Annotated in this window: 17 protein-coding genes; 6 read left to right on the top strand and 11 right to left on the bottom strand. The window is 65.1% G+C overall.

Features of this window, described 5'->3' with window-relative positions; genetic code table 11:
• Positions 1 to 67 precede the first annotated feature (67 nt).
• From AC4D2Q_RS10305 to AC4D2Q_RS10295, 3 genes are all read left to right on the top strand, one after another.
• The gene (locus tag AC4D2Q_RS10305) at positions 68 to 406 is read left to right on the top strand and encodes a hypothetical protein (protein ID WP_490946376.1); all 339 of its coding nucleotides are present in this window, start codon (positions 68 to 70) and stop codon (positions 404 to 406) included.
• 566 nt (positions 407 to 972) lie between these two features.
• A complete protein-coding gene (locus AC4D2Q_RS10300; protein ID WP_490946375.1) occupies positions 973 to 3,258 on the top strand; it encodes an alkaline phosphatase in 2,286 nt (761 codons plus the stop codon).
• A gap of 157 nt (positions 3,259 to 3,415) precedes the next feature.
• Positions 3,416 to 5,044: a bifunctional aspartate transaminase/aspartate 4-decarboxylase gene (locus AC4D2Q_RS10295; protein WP_490946374.1), complete on the top strand. Its 1,629-nt coding sequence runs from the start codon at positions 3,416 to 3,418 to the stop codon at positions 5,042 to 5,044.
• On the opposite strand, the gene AC4D2Q_RS10290 is transcribed toward AC4D2Q_RS10295, so the two are convergent.
• Genes AC4D2Q_RS10290 through AC4D2Q_RS10260 form a run of 7 tightly spaced genes read right to left on the bottom strand, consistent with a single transcriptional unit; the run spans position 5,030 to position 13,039 of the window.
• Complete coding sequence (locus AC4D2Q_RS10290; RefSeq protein ID WP_490946373.1) at positions 5,030 to 5,719, bottom strand: response regulator; 690 nt, start codon at positions 5,717 to 5,719, stop codon at positions 5,030 to 5,032. The genes AC4D2Q_RS10295 and AC4D2Q_RS10290 overlap by 15 nt on opposite strands.
• A complete protein-coding gene (locus AC4D2Q_RS10285; protein WP_490946371.1) occupies positions 5,716 to 8,283 on the bottom strand; it encodes a DUF4118 domain-containing protein in 2,568 nt (855 codons plus the stop codon). Before AC4D2Q_RS10285 ends, AC4D2Q_RS10290 begins: the two co-directional genes overlap by 4 nt.
• A gap of 3 nt (positions 8,284 to 8,286) precedes the next feature.
• A complete protein-coding gene (gene kdpC / locus AC4D2Q_RS10280; RefSeq protein ID WP_490946370.1) occupies positions 8,287 to 8,895 on the bottom strand; it encodes a potassium-transporting ATPase subunit KdpC in 609 nt (202 codons plus the stop codon).
• A gap of 43 nt (positions 8,896 to 8,938) precedes the next feature.
• Positions 8,939 to 11,161 (bottom strand): potassium-transporting ATPase subunit KdpB, encoded by a 2,223-nt coding sequence (kdpB, locus tag AC4D2Q_RS10275; RefSeq protein ID WP_490946369.1) that lies wholly within the window; start codon positions 11,159 to 11,161, stop codon positions 8,939 to 8,941.
• 2 nt (positions 11,162 to 11,163) lie between these two features.
• A complete protein-coding gene (kdpA, locus tag AC4D2Q_RS10270; protein WP_490946368.1) occupies positions 11,164 to 12,825 on the bottom strand; it encodes a potassium-transporting ATPase subunit KdpA in 1,662 nt (553 codons plus the stop codon).
• Complete coding sequence (kdpF, locus tag AC4D2Q_RS10265) at positions 12,825 to 12,911, bottom strand: K(+)-transporting ATPase subunit F (RefSeq protein WP_400932521.1); 87 nt, start codon at positions 12,909 to 12,911, stop codon at positions 12,825 to 12,827. Before kdpF ends, kdpA begins: the two co-directional genes overlap by 1 nt.
• Positions 12,911 to 13,039: a hypothetical protein gene (locus AC4D2Q_RS10260; RefSeq protein ID WP_490946367.1), complete on the bottom strand. Its 129-nt coding sequence runs from the start codon at positions 13,037 to 13,039 to the stop codon at positions 12,911 to 12,913. The genes kdpF and AC4D2Q_RS10260 overlap by 1 nt, the downstream gene beginning before the upstream one ends.
• Positions 13,040 to 13,597: 558 nt before the next feature.
• Between AC4D2Q_RS10260 and AC4D2Q_RS10255 the strand changes: the two genes are divergently transcribed.
• Positions 13,598 to 14,065, top strand: a complete 468-nt coding sequence (locus AC4D2Q_RS10255; RefSeq protein WP_490946584.1) for a DinB family protein — start codon at positions 13,598 to 13,600, stop codon at positions 14,063 to 14,065.
• Between the two features lie 81 nt (positions 14,066 to 14,146).
• Here AC4D2Q_RS10255 and AC4D2Q_RS10250 read toward each other — a convergent pair whose 3' ends face one another.
• From AC4D2Q_RS10250 to AC4D2Q_RS10240, 3 genes are all read right to left on the bottom strand, one after another.
• Positions 14,147 to 15,517, bottom strand: a complete 1,371-nt coding sequence (locus AC4D2Q_RS10250) for an alpha-amylase family protein (RefSeq protein ID WP_490946366.1) — start codon at positions 15,515 to 15,517, stop codon at positions 14,147 to 14,149.
• Between the two features lie 159 nt (positions 15,518 to 15,676).
• Positions 15,677 to 17,311 carry a ribonuclease J gene (locus AC4D2Q_RS10245; protein ID WP_490926002.1) on the bottom strand — a complete coding sequence of 545 codons (1,635 nt, stop codon included), beginning with the start codon at positions 17,309 to 17,311 and terminating at the stop codon, positions 15,677 to 15,679.
• Positions 17,312 to 17,655: 344 nt separating this feature from the next.
• Positions 17,656 to 18,138 carry a MarR family winged helix-turn-helix transcriptional regulator gene (locus AC4D2Q_RS10240; protein WP_490946364.1) on the bottom strand — a complete coding sequence of 161 codons (483 nt, stop codon included), beginning with the start codon at positions 18,136 to 18,138 and terminating at the stop codon, positions 17,656 to 17,658.
• A 149-nt stretch (positions 18,139 to 18,287) separates the two neighbouring features.
• Between AC4D2Q_RS10240 and AC4D2Q_RS10235 the strand changes: the two genes are divergently transcribed.
• Entirely contained in the window at positions 18,288 to 20,120 is a 1,833-nt protein-coding gene (locus tag AC4D2Q_RS10235) for a flavin-containing monooxygenase (protein WP_490946363.1), read from the top strand.
• Positions 20,121 to 20,204: 84 nt separating this feature from the next.
• Here the strand turns inward: AC4D2Q_RS10235 and AC4D2Q_RS10230 are convergent, their stop codons facing one another.
• A complete protein-coding gene (locus AC4D2Q_RS10230) occupies positions 20,205 to 21,062 on the bottom strand; it encodes a cytochrome b/b6 domain-containing protein (RefSeq protein WP_490946362.1) in 858 nt (285 codons plus the stop codon).
• Between the two features lie 103 nt (positions 21,063 to 21,165).
• On the opposite strand from AC4D2Q_RS10230, the gene AC4D2Q_RS10225 reads away from it, so the two are divergent.
• A complete protein-coding gene (locus tag AC4D2Q_RS10225) occupies positions 21,166 to 21,312 on the top strand; it encodes a hypothetical protein (RefSeq protein ID WP_490946361.1) in 147 nt (48 codons plus the stop codon).
• Positions 21,313 to 21,475 lie beyond the last annotated feature (163 nt).

Genomic DNA, 21,475 nt, shown 5'->3' with positions numbered 1-21,475 from the left:
CAAATTCCGTGCCCCTCTTCTCTGACGCCTTCCCTCAAACAGCGCGTCCAACTTTTTGATTGGTGCCATGAACTTCTCCAGCAGAATCTCGCCCCAAGATCCGTTTCCCGAACATCTTGGGGACCTCACCACAGAGGCCCTAGAAATACTGAACAGCAAAATCCACCGGCAAGCGGAGCTCGAATATCAGCGGGACGGAGAATCCGAACTGGAAACCCGGTTCCGTCTTGAATTCCTGACGGAGGAACTCGACCGCCGGGAGAACCTTCCGCTTCCAGCTTCCGCGTCGGATGCGGCGCACGACGACTCCGTGGTCGCCGGGCAGGACACCGTGCCGCTCCCGGCGACGGCTGCCCAGACGCGGACGGCTGCGCCGGTTCCGGTGCCCGCCGGTGTTCAGGCCTAGGAACTCGTACGGGCGCAGCTCTCCCCCACGCCAACGCCGGGAAGAGTGGCTAACGCCGGGGAGAGTAATGGTGCCGCCGCCGATCCACACATTGTTCCTGATGCTGATGGGGTTGGCGGCTTCCAGGTTGTCCTTCCGCGGCCCGGCTCCACCGAATGAGCGGGCGTGAGCAGCTGGACGTGGGGTCCAATCTGCACGTCATCTCCGATCGTCATGAAGCTGCATCGAGTGCAGAAATGTAATTGATGAAGGTGCGCTCCCCTGCGGTCAGGTATGTGCCGTCGTGCACGTAGAGGGACGGACGAATCTGGCTGCTCTCGCCGAGCTCACCAGCCGCCGTTCCCGCACCGAACGGTTGTCTGCGGCAACTCCTAACGCGCCCTCACTTCGGCGCTTCCGCCGATGATCACCGCCATTGTGGGCCCTTTCCCTTGACACGAACTCTGTGCGTGGCACTGTTGACGCCACGGGCACCGGGGGGTGCTTCCAACGGCCGGGACACTGCCGGCCGTCATCGCATCTGGGAGGACAAAGCTGTGAGGTACACAAGTGCGGGAAATATCGCAATGAGGGCAGTGACGACGGCGGCGGTAGCCGCCGTCGTCGTGTCCGGAACGGTTTCGGGCGCAGGACCGCAACCGTCAAACCGGATACCGGCTACCAGCACCGTAGAGGGCGGAGACCACGGCGGCGGGAATGGAAACGGAAACGGCGGCGGAGAGGATTCTCCGTCCGCCCAAAACGTCATCCTGATGGTCGGCGACGGAATGGGCCCGGGGCAGCGGGAAGCCATCCGGTTGGGGCTGGTGGGTTTGACCGGAGAGCTGGAGATGGATTCCATGCCGTCCGTCGGCAGGGTGCACACCAACTCGGCGGACCCGGAAACCTTTGTGACAGATTCCGCCGCGGCCGCCACAGCCATGGCCACGGGAGTGAAAACCTACAACGGCGCCATCGGCGTCGACCTCAATGAGCAGCCCGTCACCACCGTCCTTGAGGTCGCAGAAGGGCTGGGCAAGGCCACCGGCTTGGTCACCACCAGCACCGTCACGGATGCCACACCGGCCGCAATGGGCTCCCACGTCCTGGACCGTGACGAACAAAGCGCCATTGCCCGGCAGTTCCTGGAGAGCAGCCGGCCGGAAGTGATCCTGGGCGGCGGTGAGGACTACTGGTATCCCGCCGGAAACGCAGGCCGGCACCCGGACAACCCCGCAGAAGATCCCGCAGAGGAAAGCGCCGGCACTGAAGGAAACCTGGTGGAGCGGGCCCAGTCCCTTGGCTATGAATACGTGTCAGATTTGCAGGGGCTGCAGGACGCCGGTTCCGGAAAACTGCTGGGCCTGTTCGCCAATGAGGAAATGTTCCAGTACGGCGACGACGTCGAGGAACGGTACCAGCCCACAGTCCCGCTGACGGCAATGACCGCCAAAGCCCTGGACACCCTCGAACCCTCGGAGAACGGCTTCTTCCTGCTGGTTGAGGAAGAAGGAATCGACTCGTTCAGCCACGTCAACGACGCCGAGCTGACTATCACGTCCGGAATCGAGTTCGACCGTTCAGTGGGACTGGCCAAAGACTTTGCGGAGGAGAACGGCGACACCCTGCTGATCGTCGTCGGAGACCATCAGACCGGCGGAATGACCATCGAATCCGTAGATGTTCCGGAACCGGGTGAAGAGCCTGATGAGTCAGGCGACGGCCAGTCGGCCGAAGACGGTCCGCTGCCGGTTGCCAATTCGGACCAGAAATTCATGGTGGATTGGAGCACCGGAGGACACACCGCCCTGGACGTTCCGCTCACGGCCATGGGACCGGGCTCCGAACTGCTGACGGGAGTCTATGAGAACACGCACATCTTTGACACCATGGTTCAACTCATGCGGGCAGGAGACAACTCCGGAGACGGCACTCCCCCTAAGGGACATCCCCGCAAACACGGCTTTGACCTGCAGGCTCACCGCGGAGGCCGGGGCGAGTACACGGAAGAGTCCCTGGCCGGTTTTGCCCATGCACTGGAGCTGGGCGTCACCACGCTGGAACTGGACCTGCACCTGAGTAAAGACGGCAAAGTGGTGGTCTGGCACGATGACACCATCGTTCCCGAGAAGTGCCGGGACACTGTACCGGTCCGGAAGGGCGATCGCAGGTTCCCGTACGTCGGTGACCGCGTAGCGGACCTGACCCTGGCCCAGTTGAAAACCCTCGACTGCGGGTTCCAGCAGCTGCCCGGCTTCCCGGAGCAGGAAGTGGTTGAGGGCAACCGCATTGCCGAACTCCGTGATGTCTACAAGCTGGCCGACTCCTATGACGCCCGGAAAATCCGGTTCAACGCGGAAACCAAGGTTGAGGACGGCCAGCCCGGCGGCCCGGGAATGGAAGCCCTGACGCGTGCCGTGGTCAGCGAGGTCCAGCGCTCTGGCCGGGCACGGTACACCACCATCCAGTCCTTCGACTGGTCCTCCCTGAACCTGGTGAAGAAGATCGCACCGAATCTGACGCTGGTGGCCCTGACCTCAGATGCTGCAGATCTCGGTGTGGGCCAGCCGGGAGCTGCACCCCAGCTGGGCGGGATCGACATCGACGACTACAACGGTTCCGTTGCCCGGGCCGCCGCTGCCGCCGGATATGACGTCCTGTCCCCCATTGCCACCACGGTCACCCCTGAAATGGTCCGGGACGCCCATAAGGCCCGCCTGTTGGTTATTCCGTGGACGGTGAACACCGCCGCAGATATGAATGCCCTGATGGATATGGGCGTTGACGGCATCATCACGGACTATCCGACGGTCCTGCGGTCAGTGATGGAGGAACGCGGACTGAAACTTCCGCGCGCATACAGCCGCACCTAGCCGGAGGAGGACGACGACGGCGGGCGCCTCCCGCCGTCGTCGTCCGGCCGACTGTCACTGACAGCTTTCCCCTGACATCTTGCCACTGAGAGCCAGGCGGGACAGCCGCCCCGCAGCAGCGATGCACAGCAGCGATTCACCAGCACCGAGGAGCCGCATGGAGAAGAGCCCCGACAACCAGGATCCGGCAGCACTGGCCGCGTTGAGCCCTTTCGAGCTGAAGGACCGGCTGATAGCTCTCGCGTCCTCGGACACGGAACGGCTGATGCTGAACGCGGGCCGGGGGAACCCGAACTTCCTGGCAACTCTTCCGCGCCGGGCGTTCCTCGCGCTGGGAGACTTTGCCGTCTCCGAATCCGAGCGTTCGTACTCCTATCTGGACAGCGGGTTTGGCGGGCTGCCGGAGCAGGACGGCATGCTGGGGCGGTTCAACGCGTTCGTGGTGAATGATCCGCAGCGCGTGGGGCTGCAGTTCCTCCGCTCTGCGGTGAGCTACGTCCACGATCAGCTGGGCCTGGACCGGGAAGAGTTCCTTGCCGAAATGGTCTCCGCGTATCTCGGATGCTTCTACCCCACCCCGCCGCGGGTGCTGCCCAAGACCCAGGAGGTGCTGCGGGCTTACCTGGGCGAGGAACTCTTTGGCGGCGAGGTCCCGGCGGGAACGTTCGATGTCTTCCCCACCGAAGGCGGCACGGCCGCCATGACCTACCTTTTCTCCAGCCTTGCCGTGAACGGACTGGTGGTTCCCGGCGACAAAGTCGCACTGGCCACGCCCATCTTCTCGCCGTACCTGGAGATTCCGCTCCTGCCGGATTACGGGCTGGAAGTGGTCTCCATCGTGATGGACGAATCACAGGACTGGCAGCTTCCCGAGTCGGAACTGGAGAAGCTTCTGGATCCGGACGTCAAAGTGTTCTGCCTGGTCAATCCCAGCAACCCTCCCTCGGCCAAACAGCCGCACGCGGTCCTGGACCGGCTGTCACGCCTGGTGGCGCAGCAGCGTCCGGACCTGATCATCATCACCGACGACGTCTACGCCACCTTTGCCGATGACTTCGTCTCGGTCTTTGCCGTCTGCCCGCGAAACACGATCTGCGTGTACTCATTCTCGAAGTACTTCGGTGCCACCGGCTGGCGGCTCGGAACCATCGCCCTGCACCGGGAGAACGTCATCGATGAACTGCTGGCAACCCTGCCGGAGGCTGAAAAGCAGCGGCTGGACACCCGCTACTCGTCCCTGACCACAGACGTCCCCGGACTCAAATTCATCGACCGCATCGTCGCGGACAGCAGATCGGTGGCACTGAACCACACCGCAGGACTGTCCGGTCCGCAACAGCTGCAGATGGTGCTCTTTGCACTGCACGGCCTCATGGACCGGCTGGACCGGTACCAGGATGCCGCCAAGGCACTGATCCGCGGCCGGTACGCCACCCTGTACCGGAGCATGGGGATTCCTCCCACTCCGCAGCCCGACGACGTGGGGTACTACAGCCTGATCGACCTGCAGAAACTCGGGGCACGCCTGTACGGATCCGAATTCGCCTCCTGGCTGGGGACGCAGGAGGATCTCGGGCTGCGGTTCCTGCAGCGGCTGGCCTCGGAAACCTCAGTAGTGCTGCTTCCGGGGAAGGGGTTCGACGTCGTCGGCCCCTCGGCCCGCGTGTCCCTGGCCAATCTCACGGACTTTGAGTACCGGGCCATCGGTGCCGCAACCCGGCGCATCGTGGAGGATTACCACAACATGTTTTCAGCGCAGGGTTCGGAGACGTCAGACGGTCCCTGAAGCAGGGATAAACCGGTAGCCCATGCCGTGTTCGGTCAGCAGGTGCACGGGAGCCGCCGGATCTGCTTCCAGCTTGCGCCGCAGCTGGGCCATGTACAGGCGCAGGTAGCCGGTGTCCGTGGTTCCGGGTCCCCACACATCCGTGAGCAGGGCAGGCTGGGTGATGAGGCGGCCCGGATGCTGCAGCAGGGCTTCGAGCAGCCGCCACTCGGTGGGAGTCAGCCGGATGGCCGAGCCGTCCGAGACGCGGGCCACGGCCTTGGCGGCCAAATCCACCCGGACGTCGCCGAAGACTACCTCGGACTGCTCGGGGGCGGCTTGGGCACGGCGGGTCAGGGCGCGGATCCGGGCCATCAGTTCTTCAGTGGAGAAGGGCTTGGTGACATAGTCATCGGCCCCCAGGTCCAGGGCGCGGACCTTGTCGGAGGAATCGGTCCGGCCCGAGATCACCAGGATGGGTGCGTGGCTCCAACCCCGCACCGCTTCAATGACTTCCATGCCGCTGAGCCGGGGCATGCCCAAATCCAGGACAATGAGGTCCGGATGGGTCTCCACCGCCTTGCGCACGGCCGCTGCGCCGTCGGCCGCCGTCACCACCTCATATCCGTATGCGGAAAGGGTGATGCGCAGGGCACGGAGGATCTGGACATCGTCGTCGGCCACGAGGATTTTCATGCTGCACCGGATCCATGGGCGGCGGCTGCAGGCGCTGTGGATTCGGGCCCGGCAGACGCCGGGGCAGCTGCTCCGGATTCTCCGCCGGCGGGAGCCTCCGGCAGGGAAAGCACCATGGTCAGCCCGCCTCCGGGTGTGTCCTCGGTTTCCAACGTCCCCATCATTCCTTCCATGAAGCCTTTGGCCAGTGCCAGGCCCAAGCCCAGGCCGGTGAGATTGTCGGTGTCACCCAGCCGCTGAAACGGCATAAAGACTTCGTCGAGGCGCTCGGGGGGAATCCCCGGTCCACAGTCTATGACGCGCAGTTCCACCCGCCCGGCAAATGCGCTTGCCGCCAGCACCACCTTGGTGCCGGCCGGCGAGAAACGTACGGCGTTCGCCAGCAGGTTGACCAGCACCCGCTGCAGCAGCACCGGATCGGCCATGACGGGAGGCAGGTCCGGCGGAATCTCCAGTTCCACTTCTGCCGGACCCAGGTTGAGTTCCTCGAGCGCCGGAAGCACAGCATCGGCGGTGTCCAGCGGCAAGAGGCTGACGCCGAGCACCCCGGCCTGCAGCCGGCTGACATCCAGCAGGGATGTCACCAGCTCCGACAGGGTGGCCAGTGATTCCTCGGCGGTGGCCAGCAGCTCGGCACGGTCCTGCTCGCTCCACTGCACGTCCGGTGCCCGCAGCCCGGTTACTGCAGCGGTGGCTGCCGTGAGCGGCCGGCGCAGATCGTGGCCGACGGCGGCCAGCAGTGCGGTGCGCACCTTGTCCGCGGCCGCGAGCGAGCCCAGCCCCTCGGCCGTCTGCGTGAGGTCGCCGAAGTCCAGTGCCGCTTCCAGCTGGGCCGTAATCACGGCCAGCAGCCTGCGGTCAGTGGCTTCAAGGTCCCGGCCGCGCAGCTCCAGGGCTGCCCGCTGGCCCACCGGCAAAACCAAAGCGGCGTCGCTTTGTGAGGTGACCGTACCGGCAGCGGCGAGTTCCGCGCCGTCGGCCACCAGCCGCACCGACTCCAGGCTGAAAGCTTCCCTGGTCCGCCCCACCAGGGCGGCCAGGGCATCTTCGCCGCGCAGCACGTTTCCGGCTACGGAAGCCAGCAGCTCGGACTCTGCGGCGGAACGGCGTGCAGCCCGGGAACGCCGGGCCGCACGGTCCACCACAAAGCTCACCAACATCGCATTGACCAGATACAGCCCCAGTGCCAGCATGTGTGCCGGCGTCGCGATGGTCACCGTGTACAGCGGCTGGATGAAGAAAAAGTCCAGGGTGATGCCGGAGAGCAGCGCGGCGAACAGCGCCGGCCACAGTCCCCCCACCAGGGCCACGAGGATCACCAGCAGCTGATAGCTGAGCACATCGCCGGTGATGGTCTGCGGCGTGCTCACAGAAACCAGTGACCAGGTCAGGAGCGGCCCGCCGGCCAGCGCCAGCGCCAACCCCCACAGCCGGCGGCGAATCGTCAGTGCACCGCCGAGCCGCGGCAGGACAGACCGTCCTCCGGCCGCGGCGTGGTTGACGATATGCACGTCGATGTCCCCGGATTCGCGCACCACGGTGGCGCCGATGCCCGGGCCGGTGAGCAGGGCCTGGATCCGCGGCCGGCGGCTGACACCGATCACGAGTTGGGTGGCATTGACGCCGCGGGCAAAGTCCACCAGTGCGTGGGGAATGTCCGAGCCGACCACCTGGTGGAAGGTGCCGCCGAGTTTCTCGGCCAGCGCCCGCTGGGAGGCGAGCTCGCCCGGATTTACGTCCCGCAGTCCGTCCGGGCTGTTGACGTGCACGGCCAGCAGCTGTCCGCCTGCGGACCGGGCAGCGATCCGGGCTCCCCGGCGCAGCAGGGTCTGTCCCTCCGGTCCTCCGGTCAGGGCCACTACAACCCGTTCCCGTGCCTCCCATTTGTTGCGGATTCCGTTTTCGGCACGGTACTTGTTCAGCGCACTGTCCACCTCATCCGCCAGCCACAGCAGCGCCAGCTCGCGCAGCGCCGTGAGGTTGCCCAGCCGGAAATAGTTGGACAGCGCGGCATCCACCCGTCCCGCGGGATAGATGATGCCCTGTGAAAGCCGGCCGCGCAGCAGCTGCGGCGCGATGTCCACCAACTCCACCTGGTCCGCCGACCGGAGCACCGAATCCGGCACCGTCTCGCGCTGGACGGTGCCGGTGATCTGTTCGATGACGTCGTTCAGGGACTCGATGTGCTGGATGTTGACGGTGGACAGGACGTTGATGCCGGCGTCGAGCAGCGCACGGACATCCTGCCAGCGCTTGGCATGGGCCAGCCCGGGGGCGTTGGTGTGGGCGAGTTCGTCCACCAGCGCGTAGTCCGGCCGCCGGGCGAGGACGGCATTCAGGTCCAGTTCCGACAGGGCCAGTCCGCGGTGGTTAACCCGAACCGGCGGAACTGTTTCCAGGCCTTCAGCCATGGCCGCCGTGGCGGCGCGGCCGTGGGTTTCCACGACCGCCACCGCCACGTCCCTGCCCTCATCCCGCAGGCGCCGCCCTTCTTCGAGCATGGTGTAGGTCTTGCCGACTCCGGGCGCAGCGCCAAGGAATACCCGAAGTTGTCCTCGTGTCATTCCCTAATTGTCCGACTCCGAGAGGGCAATGTTCAGCTTCAACACGTTGACGGTCGGTTCTCCCAGCACTCCCCCGTCCCGGCCCTCCACCGCGGCGTCCACCAGCGCCCGCACATCGGCGGGTTCCAGGCCGCGTTCCGCCGCCACCCGGTTCACCTGGAGCCGGGCGTACTCAGGGCTGATGTCGGGATCCAGGCCCGACGACGACGCCGTCAGGGCGTCCGCAGGCACGTCCTCGGGATCCACGCCCTCCAGCTCGCTGACCGCGGCGCGCCGCTCATCGATTGCCGCAGCCAGATCCGGGTTTGTGGGGCCCAGGTTGGAACCGCTGGAGGCACCGCCGTCGTACCCGTCGCCGGCGGCGGAGGGCCGGGACTGGAACCACTCAGGCAGGGCGGCGCCGTCCGCATCGGTGAAGGACTGGCCGATGAGGGCGGACCCCGCGTCCTCCCCGTTCACGGAGACCACCGAGCCGTTGGCCTGGTGATTGGCCACCACTTGCCCCACACCCGTCACCGCCAGCGGATAAACGATTCCCAGTGCCGCTGTCAGGACCAGGACGCTGCGGACCGCCACTCCCACCTGGCGCGCCGACGTTCGTGCAGTACTCATGATGCTTCCTGTTCGTTGTGTTTGGAGGTGTTGGGGCCGGTCATCAGAACCCCGGAATCAGGGCCACGGCGAGGTCGATGAGCTTGATGCCGATGAACGGCGCCACCACCCCGCCCACACCGAAGACCAGCAGGTTCCGGGTCAGCACTCCGGAGGCACCGGCTGCCCGGTACTTCACGCCGCGCAGCGCCAGCGGAATCAGGGCAATGATCACCAGGGCGTTGAAGATGACCGCGGAGAGGATTGCCGACGCCGGAGAATGCAGGCCCATGACGTTCAGGACGGCCAGTCCCGGGAAAACGCCCATGAACATGGCGGGAATGATCGCGAAGTACTTGGCCACGTCATTGGCGATCGAGAACGTGGTCAGTGCCCCGCGGGTGATCAGCAGCTGCTTGCCGATCCGGACAATATCGATCAGCTTGGTGGGGTCCGAGTCCAGGTCCACCATGTTGCCGGCTTCCTTCGCTGCCGACGTTCCGGTGTTCATGGCCACGCCCACATCGGCCTGGGCCAGGGCGGGGGCATCGTTGGTGCCGTCCCCGGTCATTGCCACCAGCTGGCCGCTGGCCTGTTCCCTGCGGATCAGAGCCATCTTGTCCTCCGGAGTGGCTTCGGCCAGGAAGTCATCCACCCCGGCTTCCGCGGCAATCGCCTTGGCGGTGCGCGGATTGTCTCCCGTGATCATGACGGTGCGGATACCCATCCGCCGCAGCTCGGCGAAGCGGTCCTTCAGCCCGTCCTTGACCACGTCCTTCAGGTGCACGACGCCGAGAATCCGGGCGCTGCTGCCGGACTGCCCGCCGTCGGGCTCCCGAATGGCCACCACCAGCGGCGTACCGCCGCCGGCAGAGATCTTGTCCACCTGGTAGGTCAGGTCGGACAGTACATCGACGTCAATTCCGCCGGACTCGGCCACCCAGTCCATGATGGCCGAGCCTGCGCCCTTCCGGACCTGCGTTCCGTCGGGATAGTCCAGCCCGCTCATGCGCGTCTGGGCGGTAAACGGAACGCTGACGGCGTCGACGTCCTTGACCGGAGTGACGCCCATGCCGGCGGCAAGGTCCACAATCGATTTGCCCTCGGGAGTGGGGTCCTCCGCCGAGGACAGTACTGCGGCGAGGATCAGCTTGTTGCGGTCCGCTCCTGCCACCGGGATGAATGCGGCAGCCTGCCGGTTGCCGTAGGTGATGGTGCCGGTCTTATCCAGCAGCAGGGTGGTGACGTCACCGGCGGCTTCAACGGCGCGGCCCGACATGGCCAGCACGTTGTGCTGGACCAGCCGGTCCATGCCGGCAATGCCGATGGCCGAGAGCAGTGCACCGATCGTTGTCGGGATGAGGCAGACCAGCAGTGCCACCAGCACCGGAATGCTGACCGCTGCGCCGGCGTATCCGGCCAGCGGATTCAGCGTCACCACCACCACCAGGAAGATCAGGGACAGGGTGGCCAGCAGGATGTCCAGGGCGATCTCGTTCGGCGTTTTCTGCCGGGCTGCCCCTTCCACCAAGCGGATCATCCGGTCCACGAACGTCTCACCGGGCTTGCTGGTTATCCGCACCACAATGCGGTCCGAGAGCACCCGGGTTCCGCCGGTGACCGCAGACCTGTCGCCGCCGGATTCGCGGACCACCGGAGCGGATTCGCCGGTAATCGCGGATTCGTCCACGGAGGCAATGCCGTCGATGATGTCACCGTCGCCGGGGATGATCCCGCCGGCGGTGACCACCACGACGTCGTCGAGCACCAAATCAGCGGACGCAACTTCTTCCACTGCGGCGCGGGACGCGGAGGGGTCGCCGGCTGCGTCGTAGCCGGTCACCCTCTGGGCCGGAGTGGTGGTCCGGGTGGCCCGCAGTGAAGCCGCCTGGGCTTTGCCGCGGCCTTCGGCAACGGATTCCGCCAGGTTGGCGAAGATGACGGTCAGCCAGAGCCACGCCGCAATCAGCCAGGTGAAAGCGCCGGGCACGGTGCTGCCGCCCGAGGTTCCTGCGTCGCCGGTGATGGACTCCGCCACTGCAATGACGGTAATCAGCGCGGCGCCCACCTCCACAATGAACATGACGGGGGTGTGCCACATGATGCGCGGATCGAGCTTGCGCAGGGCGCCGGGAAAAGCCTTCCCCAGCTGTGCGGCGGAGAAACCGCCGCGGGCAGGTGCCCTGTCCTCCGGGGAGGCTGACGGGTTTCCGGCCGGGTCCTCGGACTGCGGGCGGTCCGGCGAGTGCCGGCCGGTTTTGTCGGTTTTGCTTGTCACTGTGGACATGGTCAGAGCAACCCTTCCGCCAGGGGACCCAGCGCGAGTACGGGAAAGAAGGTCAGGGCAGTCACGATGACAGTGACGCCGCACAGCATGAGCACGGCCTGGGGCCGGTGGGTGGGAAGTGTTCCCGCAGTGACCGGGACGCGGTCCTGTGCAGCCAGCGAACCGGCCAGGGCCAGCACAAAGATCATCGGCAGGAACCGGCCCAGCAGCATGGCCAGACCCAGCGCGGTGTTCAGCCACGGTGTGTTCGCCGTCAAGCCCGCAAACGCCGATCCGTTGTTGTTGGCCGCCGAGGTGAAGGCGTACAGCACTTCGCTGAAGCCGTGCAGTCCGGGATTGTAGATGGAGGTCCCGGTGATGTCCTCGCGGATGCCGGGGACGGCGAAGCTCAGTGCCGTGCCGGCCAGGACGAGGGTGGGCATGGTCAGCAGGTAAAGGCTGGCGAGCTTGATCTCGCGGGGGCCGATCTTCTTGCCCAGGTATTCGGGCGTGCGCCCCACCAGGAGCCCGGCGATAAAGGAGGCCACCAGAGCGAGGATCAGCATGCCGTACAGGCCTGATCCCACCCCGCCCGGAGCCACTTCGCCGAGCATCATGTTCAGCATGGCCATCATGCCGCCCAACGGACTGAAGCTGTCATGCATCGAGTTCACGGCACCTGTGGAGGTGGCCGTGCTGGTGGTGCCGAACAGGGTGGATCCGGCTATGCCGAACCGCTGCTCCTTGCCTTCCATGGAACCGGCCAGAGCCGATGAAGCAGAGTATTCGAGGGCTGTCATGGCCGTGAGGGAAGCGGTGAAGATGGTGGCCATGGCCGCCAGGATCGCGTAGCCCTGCTTCCGGTCTCCGATCATGGTTCCGAAGGCGCGCGGCAGGCTGAACGGAATGACCAGCATCAGCACCACCTGCAGCAGGTTGGTCCAGGCGGACGGGTTCTCGAACGGGTGCGAGGAGTTTGCGTTGAAGAATCCGCCGCCGTTGGTGCCCAGGAGCTTGATGGCTTCCTGGGAGGCCACCGGACCGCCCGGAATCGTCGAGGTGCCGCCGGCGAGGCCGGTTACGGAGGTGAAGCCGTTGAAGTTCTGGATGACGCCGCCCAGAAGCAGCAGCAGCGCACTGACAAAAGCGATGGGCAGCAGCAGCCGCACCACAGACCGAGTCATGTCCGTCCAGAAGTTGCCGATCGTCGCTTCCTTCCGGGACGCGAAGGCCCGGACGAGGGCCACGGCTACGGCCAGGCCCACAGCTGCCGAAAGGAAGTTCTGTACAGCCAGTCCTGCCATCTGGACCGTGTAACCCACCGTCACTTCCGGTGAATAGGACTGCCAGTTGGTGTTCGCCACGAAGGATGCTGCCGTGTTGAACGCGAGGCCTTCGGGTACGGAGGGCAGGCCCAGTGATCCCGGCAGCAGATGCTGCAGGCGCTGGAGCATGTAGACCGCCAGCATGCCGACGGCGGAGAAGGCCAGCACGCTGCGCGTGTACGACTGCCAGGACTGGCGGGAATCCGGATCAACGCCAATGACCCGGTAAAAACCGCGTTCCACTGCCAGATTTTTGGTGGAGGTGTAGAACCGGGCCATGTAGTCGCCCAGCGGCCGGTAAAGCGCTGCCAACAGCAGTGCCACCAACAGGAAAGAGGCCACTGCCGGCCAAACGCCCATCAGAACCGCTCCGGACGAATCAGCGCGGCCACCAGATAGACGGCTGCGGCAACTGCCAGGGCAAGGGCCAGGAAGTCGAAGAACATCACAGCTTTTCCACCGCCCGGATGCCCAGGGCAAGGGCGGCGAAGAAAACCGCCGTACCGAGCACAATAACTACGTCAAGCAAGGGAGACTCCCGGGGTTCGTTCGCATGGTGCCGGACAGGCAGCATGGGCGCATCAGCGCCTTTTCGATTAGAACCCTAGTCAGAGGCGCTTTTTGGAGTCCTTACGGATTCCTCACGCCCCGGGGGTGAACCATAACGAAATACTCTTCCGGGAGTTGGAAGACCTTTGCGGGTACTCCGGTTCCGGGCCCCGGATGACCGTGCAGACGATTGTTAGGATCAGGCATGGAAAAGTTGCCCGAGGGTATTCAGGAATCATCGAACTACCGCCCCTGCGAGCCCCTGCGTCCCTGGGAGGACACCCGCATTGCCGGTGCTGACCTCGCTCTGGCCATCAAAGGTGCCCGAGCCGAAGGCGCCGTTGTTCGCCTCATCAATGGAGAAAATCTTTCCAAGGATGAAATCATCGCCTTCGGCCGCCTGAACGCGCTGTGCGTTCTGAGATGGTACGAGCCGCTGGTGAACCTGCTCGGTCCGCGCAGCCCGGAGTTGCTCCCGCAGCATGCCGATCTGGTCCGCAAGCACACCAAGCTTTTCCGGAGCCGGCCGGGTTCAGGCGGAAGCACGTCATCAAGCGATGAGGCCGCGGCTTTCGCCGCACCGCTGGCAGCGCAGCTGCATCTGTTTATTGATCATCACCGCGGGGACCTTGGCCTCTGTTTGGAGGGCATGAGCGAGGAGGAAGCGCGCACTCCCCTGGTCCCCTCCAAGACGACGCTGCTGGGACTGGTCAAACACGCGACCTTCGTGGAGCAGATCTGGTTTGATGAGGCCATTACCGGCCACTCCAGAGCTGATATCGGCTGTCCTGCCGGCCCGGACGAATCCTTCGACCTGCTTCCGGAAGACACCATCGGCTCAGTGCTGTCCGAATACCTCCGGGTCTGTGCGCAGTCGCGCAAAGCAGCAGCGGGCCGGGACCTTGACGACATTGTGTACGGGAACCGCCGCGGACCGCTGCCGATGCGGTGGATTTATCTTCATGTTCTCCGCGAACTGGCGCAGCACTGCGGCCACGCGGACATTCTGCGCGAACAGATTATTGCTCGCCGCAGCCGCGTGACCGCCTAACCGCCTAACCGCCTAACCAGACTAAGCGCCTGACCGGACTGACCGGCTAAGCGCCTGACCGGACTGACCGGCCTGACCGGACTACGAACCGACCCCGGCATTCGCCCCGGCCAGTACAACCCAGCCGCCGGCCGGAAGCGACAGCTGCCCGGACTGAGGGTTCAGGCCGCCCTCGCCGGCCAGCACCGCGCCGGCTGTGTTCGGTACCTGAAGAACAGTCTCCGCGTCCGCAAGGTTCAATGCGGCGAACAGGGAATTGCCGCCGTCGTACACCTCGTAGACGAGCTGCTCGTTGCTGAGCGAATGCACCCGGGTCCGGGCCGCCTGCACCCAGGAATGGCGGCGGCGCAGCCCGATGAGTTCCTGGTGCAGCCGGTACAGCGGCTGGCCCACCGCGGAAAGCTCGTCCGGCGAGGCGGGGAAGGAAGGGCGGACGTCGTCGTCTCCCCCGGCCCGGTCCTCCTTGACGCCGCGGTAGCCCTGCTCGTCGCCGTAGTAGACGGAAGGGGTGCCCGGAAGGGTGAAGAGCAGCACCAGGGCCTGGGCCAGCCGGAAGGCGCTTTGCCCCGGGGCCGGTTCCAACCGGCTGGCAATGCGGGTGACATCGTGGTTGCCCACGAAGGTGAGCGGCACAAAGGTGTCCAGAAACGTGTTGTGCCGCTCCAGGGCGGCAGCCAGTTCATAGAAGTTGGCGTCCGCGAGAGAACTCCAGATCGCTTTCCAGAGTTCGTACTGGGTCACCGAGTCCAGCGTTCCGTTCGTTACGTCAGCCGGATAATCGCCGTGAATGTACTCACCCACAAAATAGGCGTCCGGGAATTCGGCACGGACATTGCGCAGCACCCGCGCCCAGAACGACGACGGCACCGCGTACGCCGCGTCCAGCCGCCATCCGTCGGCTCCGCGGCGCAGCCAGTGCTTCATCACATCGGCAACAAAGTCCGCCACTGCCGGTTCGTCATGATTCAGGGCCACCAGCTGGTGGTGGCCTTCAAAGTCCGCATAACCGGGCTCAGTTCCGGGTGTCCACCCGTTGGGCCAGGTGAAGGAGAACCAGTTTGCCGTCGCTGCGCCGGGTCCCTGCTCCAGAGCCTCGGTGAAGGGCCCGAAGGAGCGGCCGACATGGTTGAAGACGCCGTCCAGCAGCACCCGGATGCCGCGGGAGCGGGCTTCGCGGATGAGTTCGTCAAAGTCGCTGTCATCGCCGAGCCGCGGATCAATCCGGTAGTAGTCGGCGGTGTCATAGCCGTGGGTCTCCGAGGCGAACACCGGCCCCAGAGCCAGGCCGGAGGCACCCATTTCCACGATGTAGTCCAGCCAGGGGATGAGGCGGGCCAGCCGGTGGCGGGGCTCCGCATCCGCAGGCAGCGCCGTCTGCTCCGCGCCGGTGAAGCCCAGCGGGTAGACCTGCCACCAGATGGCGTGCTGCACCCAGTCCGGTGTTGTCCTCATTAAAATTTCCCTTCAGCCGCCAATGTTCCTGGAGTCAATGTCCCTGTACCAGTGTGTCATCAGCGAACTGGCCCGGACACCAAAAGGAGGGGACGGCGTCGTCCGACACCGTCCCCTCCTTCGTTTCCCTTCAGCTACAGCCCCGGGAAAGCAGCTGCCTTAGGCATCCACAACAATGGCCGTGATGGCCGGCGTGCGGTTGTAGAAGCGGCGCATCCAATTGGCGGTGGAGCGCTCGATGATGGCTTCGGGCTCCTCGCTGCGCCCGCCGCGGCCGCGGCCGGCGGCGTCGTTGATGGCCTTCTCGATGGCGGCTTCAGCCTTCTTGATGTCGCCCGGGCTGCAGGCGAAGCCCTTGATGAAGAGCTCCGGCGGCTCGGCAACCGTATTGGTGTCCGGATCGATGAGGGCCAGGACGGTGACGGAACCCTGCTCGGAGAGCTGCATGCGCTCCTTGAGGTCATCCTCGGTGGTGTGGCCGACGCTGTCGCCGTCCACGAAGACCAGGCCCACGGGGATCTTGCCCGAGACCGAGGCACGGCCGCGGCGCAGGTCAACGGTCACGCCGTCTTCGGCAATAACGACGTCGCGCGGGTCCATGCCGGTGGCGACGGCGATGGCTGCGTTGGCCTTCAGGTGGCGCCATTCGCCGTGGACCGGCATGACGTTGCGCGGCTTGACGATGTTGTAGCAGTACGCCAGTTCACCGGCGCTGGCGTGGCCCGAAACGTGGACCTTCGCGTTGCCCTTGTGCACCACGTTGGCGCCAAGCTTGGTGAGGGAGTTGATGACACCGTAAATGGCGTTCTCGTTGCCCGGAATCAGCGAGCTGGCCAGCAGGACGGTGTCGCCCTCGTGGATGCGGATCGCGTGGTCCTTGTTGGCCATGCGGGACAGTGCGGCCAGCGGCTCGCCCTGCGAACCGGTGCAGATCAGCACCACCTTGTGGTCATCCGAGCGCTGCAGCTGCTTGAAGTCCACCAGGAGGCCCTTGGGGATGTTCAGGTAGCCCAGTTCCTCGGCGATGGTCATGTTGCGGACCATGGACCGGCCCACAAACGCAACCTTGCGCTTGTAGCGGTCGGCAGCGTCAATGACCTGCTGGATGCGGTGGATGTGGCTGGCGAAGCTGGAGACGATGATCCGGCGCGGTGCGGTGCGGAACACTTGGTCGATAGCGGGAGCAAGTTCCTTCTCCGAGGCCATGAAGCCGGGAACATCGGCGTTCGTGGAGTCGGTGAGGAACAGGTCCACGCCTTCGGCGCCGAGCCGGGCGAAGCCGGCCAGGTCGGTGATGCGGCGGTCCAGCGGGAACTGGTCCATCTTGAAGTCACCGGTGTGCAGGACCATGCCGGCCGGCGTGCGGATGGCAACGGCCAGGCTGTCCGGAATGGAGTGGTTGACGGCCACGAATTCGAGGTCGAATCCGCCCATGGTGCGGCGGTCGCCTTCCTTGACCTGGATCAGCTTCGGGGTGATGCGGTGTTCCTTGAGCTTGGCTTCAACAAACGCCAGGGTCAGCTTGGAGCCGATCAGGGGGATGTCCGCACGTTCGCGCAGCAGGTAGGGAACCCCGCCAATGTGGTCTTCGTGGCCGTGGGTCAGGACAACACCCACAACGTCATCCAGGCGGTCCCGGATGTAGGAGAAGTCCGGCAGGATCAGGTTGACGCCGGGGTGGATTTCTTCGGGGAAAAGCACGCCGCAGTCAACGATCAGCAGTTTGCCGTCGTATTCAAATACGGTCATGTTTCTGCCGATTTCACCGATGCCACCAAGCGCAACAATGCGCATGGTTCCATTGGCGAGTTCCCGGGGGGCTTTCAAGGCGGCAGGTGTTCTATTCACGGATGGTGTTTCTTTCGTCGGGTACGGGTTGTACTGGGGTGCTGCGGCACAGCGCTGCGGCACCAAAAGGTCAAAGGGTCCGTTCTGTGGCCAACTCCGCCGGGCCCGCGCAACCGTGCGCATCCCGGGCCGCAGACCGCCGTCGTTTTTGCTGCTCAACGAACGGGGATCCGCACGGGCGGAGTGGTCCAAAACCTATGGACATCTCTTATCATCTCATTTTCCTGCCCCATTACCGCATCGGCCTGATCACACGCCGGGAACGGGCCGTCCAGAGTGCCCCGGCGCGGTCACATCTCCTGGTCCCGCGGCGGTTCTGCTGCGGAGCAGCGCTGGACTGCGCGCAGCCCCTGCTCCAGTGCCCGCAGGTCCTCCAGCGGCAGGCGGGCAAGGATGTCCGGGTTCAGTTCGGGCCGGGCGGCCATGAGGCGGCGAACGAGCACCAGCCCCAGCGGCGTTGCCCGGATCCGGCGTATCCGCCGGTCCATTTCATCCGGTGTGCGGGTGGCCGCTCCCTGCGCAACGAGGCGGTCAACCAGTCCGGACATGGAGGCCAGGGACACTCCGAAGGTGTCGGCCAGTCCCCTGCCCGTGGCGCCTTTTTCCGTGGTGGCCAGCACCGCCAGCACCTTCAGCTGCGCGATGGTCAGCTCCGTGGAGAGAAGCGAATCAAGCAGGACAGGAAGCGTGGTCGCCTGGAAAGCGGCTCCCAGGCCCTCAAGGCTTTGCACCAGCCGCAGCCGTTCCTGTTGGGCATCGCTTCCGTCACTCATGTCCTCACCGTAGTTGGCAGCGGCGGTTCGGGAAACATTGAGGAAAATGGTTAGGCTAGTCCTAACCATTTTCTCAATGGTTGAGTACACGGCTTCCCGGATGGGCGGGGGCCCGCCGGGAATGCTCTCATGCAACGTTAGGACTACACATGAGTACGCATCACCCTGTTCCGGCTGTCTCCGCTAAAGCGCCGCAGGAAGGCCCGGATGTCGAGAAGCTGCGGGCCCGGTACAAAGCCGAACGTGACCGGAGGATCAAGCCCGACGGCGCCGCCCAGTACCAGCCCGCCACCGGCACGTTCGGGTACTACGCCACCGATCCCTACACCGAGCGCAGTGAGCGGATCCCGTTGAACGACGCGGTGGAGGTGCTGGTCATCGGCGGCGGCTTCGGCGGACTGGTCACCGGCGCGCGCCTGCGGCAGGCCGGGATTGACAGCCTTCGCATGATGGACGAAGCCGGCGACTTTGGCGGGACCTGGTACTGGAACCGTTACCCGGGCATCCGGTGCGACATTGAGTCGTATGTTTACCTGCCGCTGTTGGAGGAAGTTGGCGGCATGCCCAGCGAGCGGTACGCGCCAGGCGAAGAAATCCGCAGGCACGCCGTCGCGATCGCAGAAAAGTTTGACCTGTACCGCGATGCCCTCTTTCACACCCGCGTCACCTCTCTGGTGTGGGACCAGGAGACCCTGGAATGGATTGTTGAAACAGACCGCGGCGACCGGATGCGGGCACGGCATGTGATCACTTCCTCCGGAACCCTCACCCAGCCCAAGCTTCCGGGCATTCCGGGGATTGACTCCTTTAAGGGCCACACGTTCCACACCAGCAGGTGGGACTACGGCTACACCGGCGGGGATCAGTTCGGCAACATGCACAAGCTTGCGGACAAGAAAGTTGCCGTGGTCGGCACCGGGGCAACCGGCGTCCAGGTAGTGCCCATGGTGGCGCGCGACGCCGAGCAGCTCCTTGTCTTCCAGCGCACCCCGTCCTCCGTGGACGTCCGCGACAACCGCCCCACTGATCCGGACTGGGCTGCGTCGCTGAAGCCGGGCTGGCAGCACGAACGCATGGAGAACTTCCTTGCCGTGGTCTCCGGGGAACCGGTGGAACATGATTTGACTCAGGACGGCTGGACTTCGGTTCCGCAGCTGCACCGCAAAGTGGTCAGCGGCGCCGTCGATACGAGCGTGTCGGCAGAAGAGCGGGAGCGCATCGACGAACTGGTGGACTTCGCCAAGATGGACGAAATCCGCTTCCGCGTGGATCAGGTCGTCACCGATCCTGCCACAGCCGAAGCGCTGAAGCCGTGGTACCGCTACATGTGCAAGCGGCCCACCTTCAGCGACTACTACCTGCAGTCCTTCAACCGTCCGAATGTCACGCTGGTGGACACTGCTGACACCGGCGGGATCACCCGCATGACCGAGACTTCCATTGTGGTGGGCGACGACGAATATGAGGTGGACTGCGTCATTTTTGCCACCGGGTTCGACGTCGGCGTCTCCGGCGTCACTTCCGGCGCACTGCCGGTGACGGGCCGGGACGGACGCACGCTGCTGGAGGCGTGGAGCCGGGGTCCGCGGACGCTGCATGGTTTCTACACCCACGGCTTCCCCAACCTGTTCCACCTCGGGTCACTGCAGAATGCCAACGCGGTTAACTTTGTGCACATCCTGGTGGAACAGGCCAATCACATCGCGGCCGTCATATCCGCGGCCCGTGAGGCGGGTGCCGACGTCGTTGAACCGACGGCCGACGCCGAGGAGCAGTGGTGCCGGACCATCCGGGAAACCGCGCTGAACAACCAGCAGTTCCAGGCAGAATGCACTCCGGGGTACTACAACCGCGAGGGTAATCCCCCGCCCGTCAGCTTCTCCTACGGGCCGGGCCCGGTGGCGTTCCACCGTCTGCTGCGGCAGTGGCGCAGCGAGGAAATCTCGACCGTGTTTGGTATTCGGCAACACCAGCAGGCTTAGCAGGCGATCCGCCCGTACAGGGCACACAAAAAGGCCCCCGGTCAGCAGCACAACGCTGCCGGCCGGGGGCCTTTGGTCACCGGGCTAGCGCCCCACCTTGCCGAACAGCGAGGCAATGGGTGCCAGAACCAGGGGGCGGGCAGCGAACCAGCCTCCTGCGATGACCAGCAGCGAGGCGAAGAACATCCAGAAGCCAAACCAGTTCACCGCATCCTGGCCGCCGTACATGTGGTTCAGGTTGCGCAGTGCGCCCGTTGAGAGCACCAGCGCCACGTGCACGATGATGAACGCGACAAAGTAGAGCATCACGGGGAAGTGCAGAGCCCGTGCCGCCTCGATGGGGAACGCGGTGCTGAGCCGCTTCGCCTTTGCAGGCCACATGGCGGACATGCGGTACCCCGTCACAGCAGCCAGTGGAGCAGCAATGAAGATCGTGACGAAGTAGGCAAGCACCTGCAGGCTGTTGTAGTTGACCCAGCCGTTCTCGGTGGGCCAGTCCAGGGATACATACTGCAGGGCAGCCGAAAGGGCATTCGGGAAGACGCCCCAGCTGGTGGGGATGACCCGCATCCATTGGCCGGTCACCGCGAGGAGAACGGCAAACACAACACCGTTGACCAGCCACAGGATATCCAGCGACTGGTGCAGCCACAGCGTGATGCTGATCTTCTTCGGGTTCTTGCCCCGGTTGGGGGTCCACGAGGCCGGCGGGCGGCGCTGCGTGCGGACCTGCCATCCCGACCGGATGATCAGGACCATCAGGAACACGTTGAAGAAGTGCTGCCAGCCCAGCCACGCCGGAAGTCCCACGGGAGCGCCGTGCGGAAGTTCAGTTTCACCGGGATACCGGGTGAGGAAACCCTGTACCGACTCCAGTGTCACGAGCCATCGGGCCAGCAGCACGACGACGGTCAGCAGCACCAGCAGGCCTGCCGCTGCCAATCCGGCCCGCCCCAGGCGGCTGCGCCCTGCCGGTGAACCTCCGGACTGGGCGGCAGGTTTTGCAGGTGCGGCGTTTTGAGCCGAAGGATTCAGCGGCGCTCGCGTGCGGGAGGCCGGGGCGGCTGGAGCTTTCGCAGCGGATGAAGTCTCCGCAGCGGGTGAAGTCTCCGGCGCAGCAGCTGCAGCAGCAGCAGTTCCGGATCCCGAGGACGCAGCAACAGGAGTCGACGCCGGACGCGGCATTCCCTGACGCCTCCCCGCCGCCGGTGCCGCGGCGGTGGGTGCTGCAGACTCCGTGACCACTGCAGAATCCCCGGGAGCTGCAGAATCCGTGGGAACTGCAGCAGCCGGGCTTGCCTGAGCAGATCCCGGACGAGGCAAGCCCTGACGCCTGCCCGCCGCCGGTGCCGCAG

Source organism: Arthrobacter sp. TJ-178, assembly GCF_058269275.1.
This window is presented reverse-complemented; position numbering and strand designations above follow the sequence as displayed.

What these genes read in the sequence shown, in the direction of transcription:
- AC4D2Q_RS10305 (WP_490946376.1), top strand. Translation starts at nt 68, where the DNA reads ATGAACTTCTCCAGCAGAATCTCGCCCCAAGATCCGTTTCCCGAACAT.
- AC4D2Q_RS10300 (WP_490946375.1), top strand. Translation starts at nt 973, where the DNA reads ATGAGGGCAGTGACGACGGCGGCGGTAGCCGCCGTCGTCGTGTCCGGA.
- AC4D2Q_RS10295 (WP_490946374.1), top strand. Translation starts at nt 3,416, where the DNA reads ATGGAGAAGAGCCCCGACAACCAGGATCCGGCAGCACTGGCCGCGTTG.
- AC4D2Q_RS10290 (WP_490946373.1), bottom strand. Translation starts at nt 5,719, where the DNA reads ATGAAAATCCTCGTGGCCGACGACGATGTCCAGATCCTCCGTGCCCTG.
- AC4D2Q_RS10285 (WP_490946371.1), bottom strand. Translation starts at nt 8,283, where the DNA reads ATGACACGAGGACAACTTCGGGTATTCCTTGGCGCTGCGCCCGGAGTC.
- kdpC (WP_490946370.1), bottom strand. Translation starts at nt 8,895, where the DNA reads ATGAGTACTGCACGAACGTCGGCGCGCCAGGTGGGAGTGGCGGTCCGC.
- kdpB (WP_490946369.1), bottom strand. Translation starts at nt 11,161, where the DNA reads ATGTCCACAGTGACAAGCAAAACCGACAAAACCGGCCGGCACTCGCCG.
- kdpA (WP_490946368.1), bottom strand. Translation starts at nt 12,825, where the DNA reads ATGGGCGTTTGGCCGGCAGTGGCCTCTTTCCTGTTGGTGGCACTGCTG.
- kdpF (WP_400932521.1), bottom strand. Translation starts at nt 12,911, where the DNA reads ATGTTCTTCGACTTCCTGGCCCTTGCCCTGGCAGTTGCCGCAGCCGTC.
- AC4D2Q_RS10260 (WP_490946367.1), bottom strand. Translation starts at nt 13,039, where the DNA reads ATGCTGCCTGTCCGGCACCATGCGAACGAACCCCGGGAGTCTCCCTTG.
- AC4D2Q_RS10250 (WP_490946366.1), bottom strand. Translation starts at nt 15,517, where the DNA reads ATGAGGACAACACCGGACTGGGTGCAGCACGCCATCTGGTGGCAGGTC.
- AC4D2Q_RS10245 (WP_490926002.1), bottom strand. Translation starts at nt 17,311, where the DNA reads ATGCGCATTGTTGCGCTTGGTGGCATCGGTGAAATCGGCAGAAACATG.
- AC4D2Q_RS10240 (WP_490946364.1), bottom strand. Translation starts at nt 18,138, where the DNA reads ATGAGTGACGGAAGCGATGCCCAACAGGAACGGCTGCGGCTGGTGCAA.
- AC4D2Q_RS10235 (WP_490946363.1), top strand. Translation starts at nt 18,288, where the DNA reads ATGAGTACGCATCACCCTGTTCCGGCTGTCTCCGCTAAAGCGCCGCAG.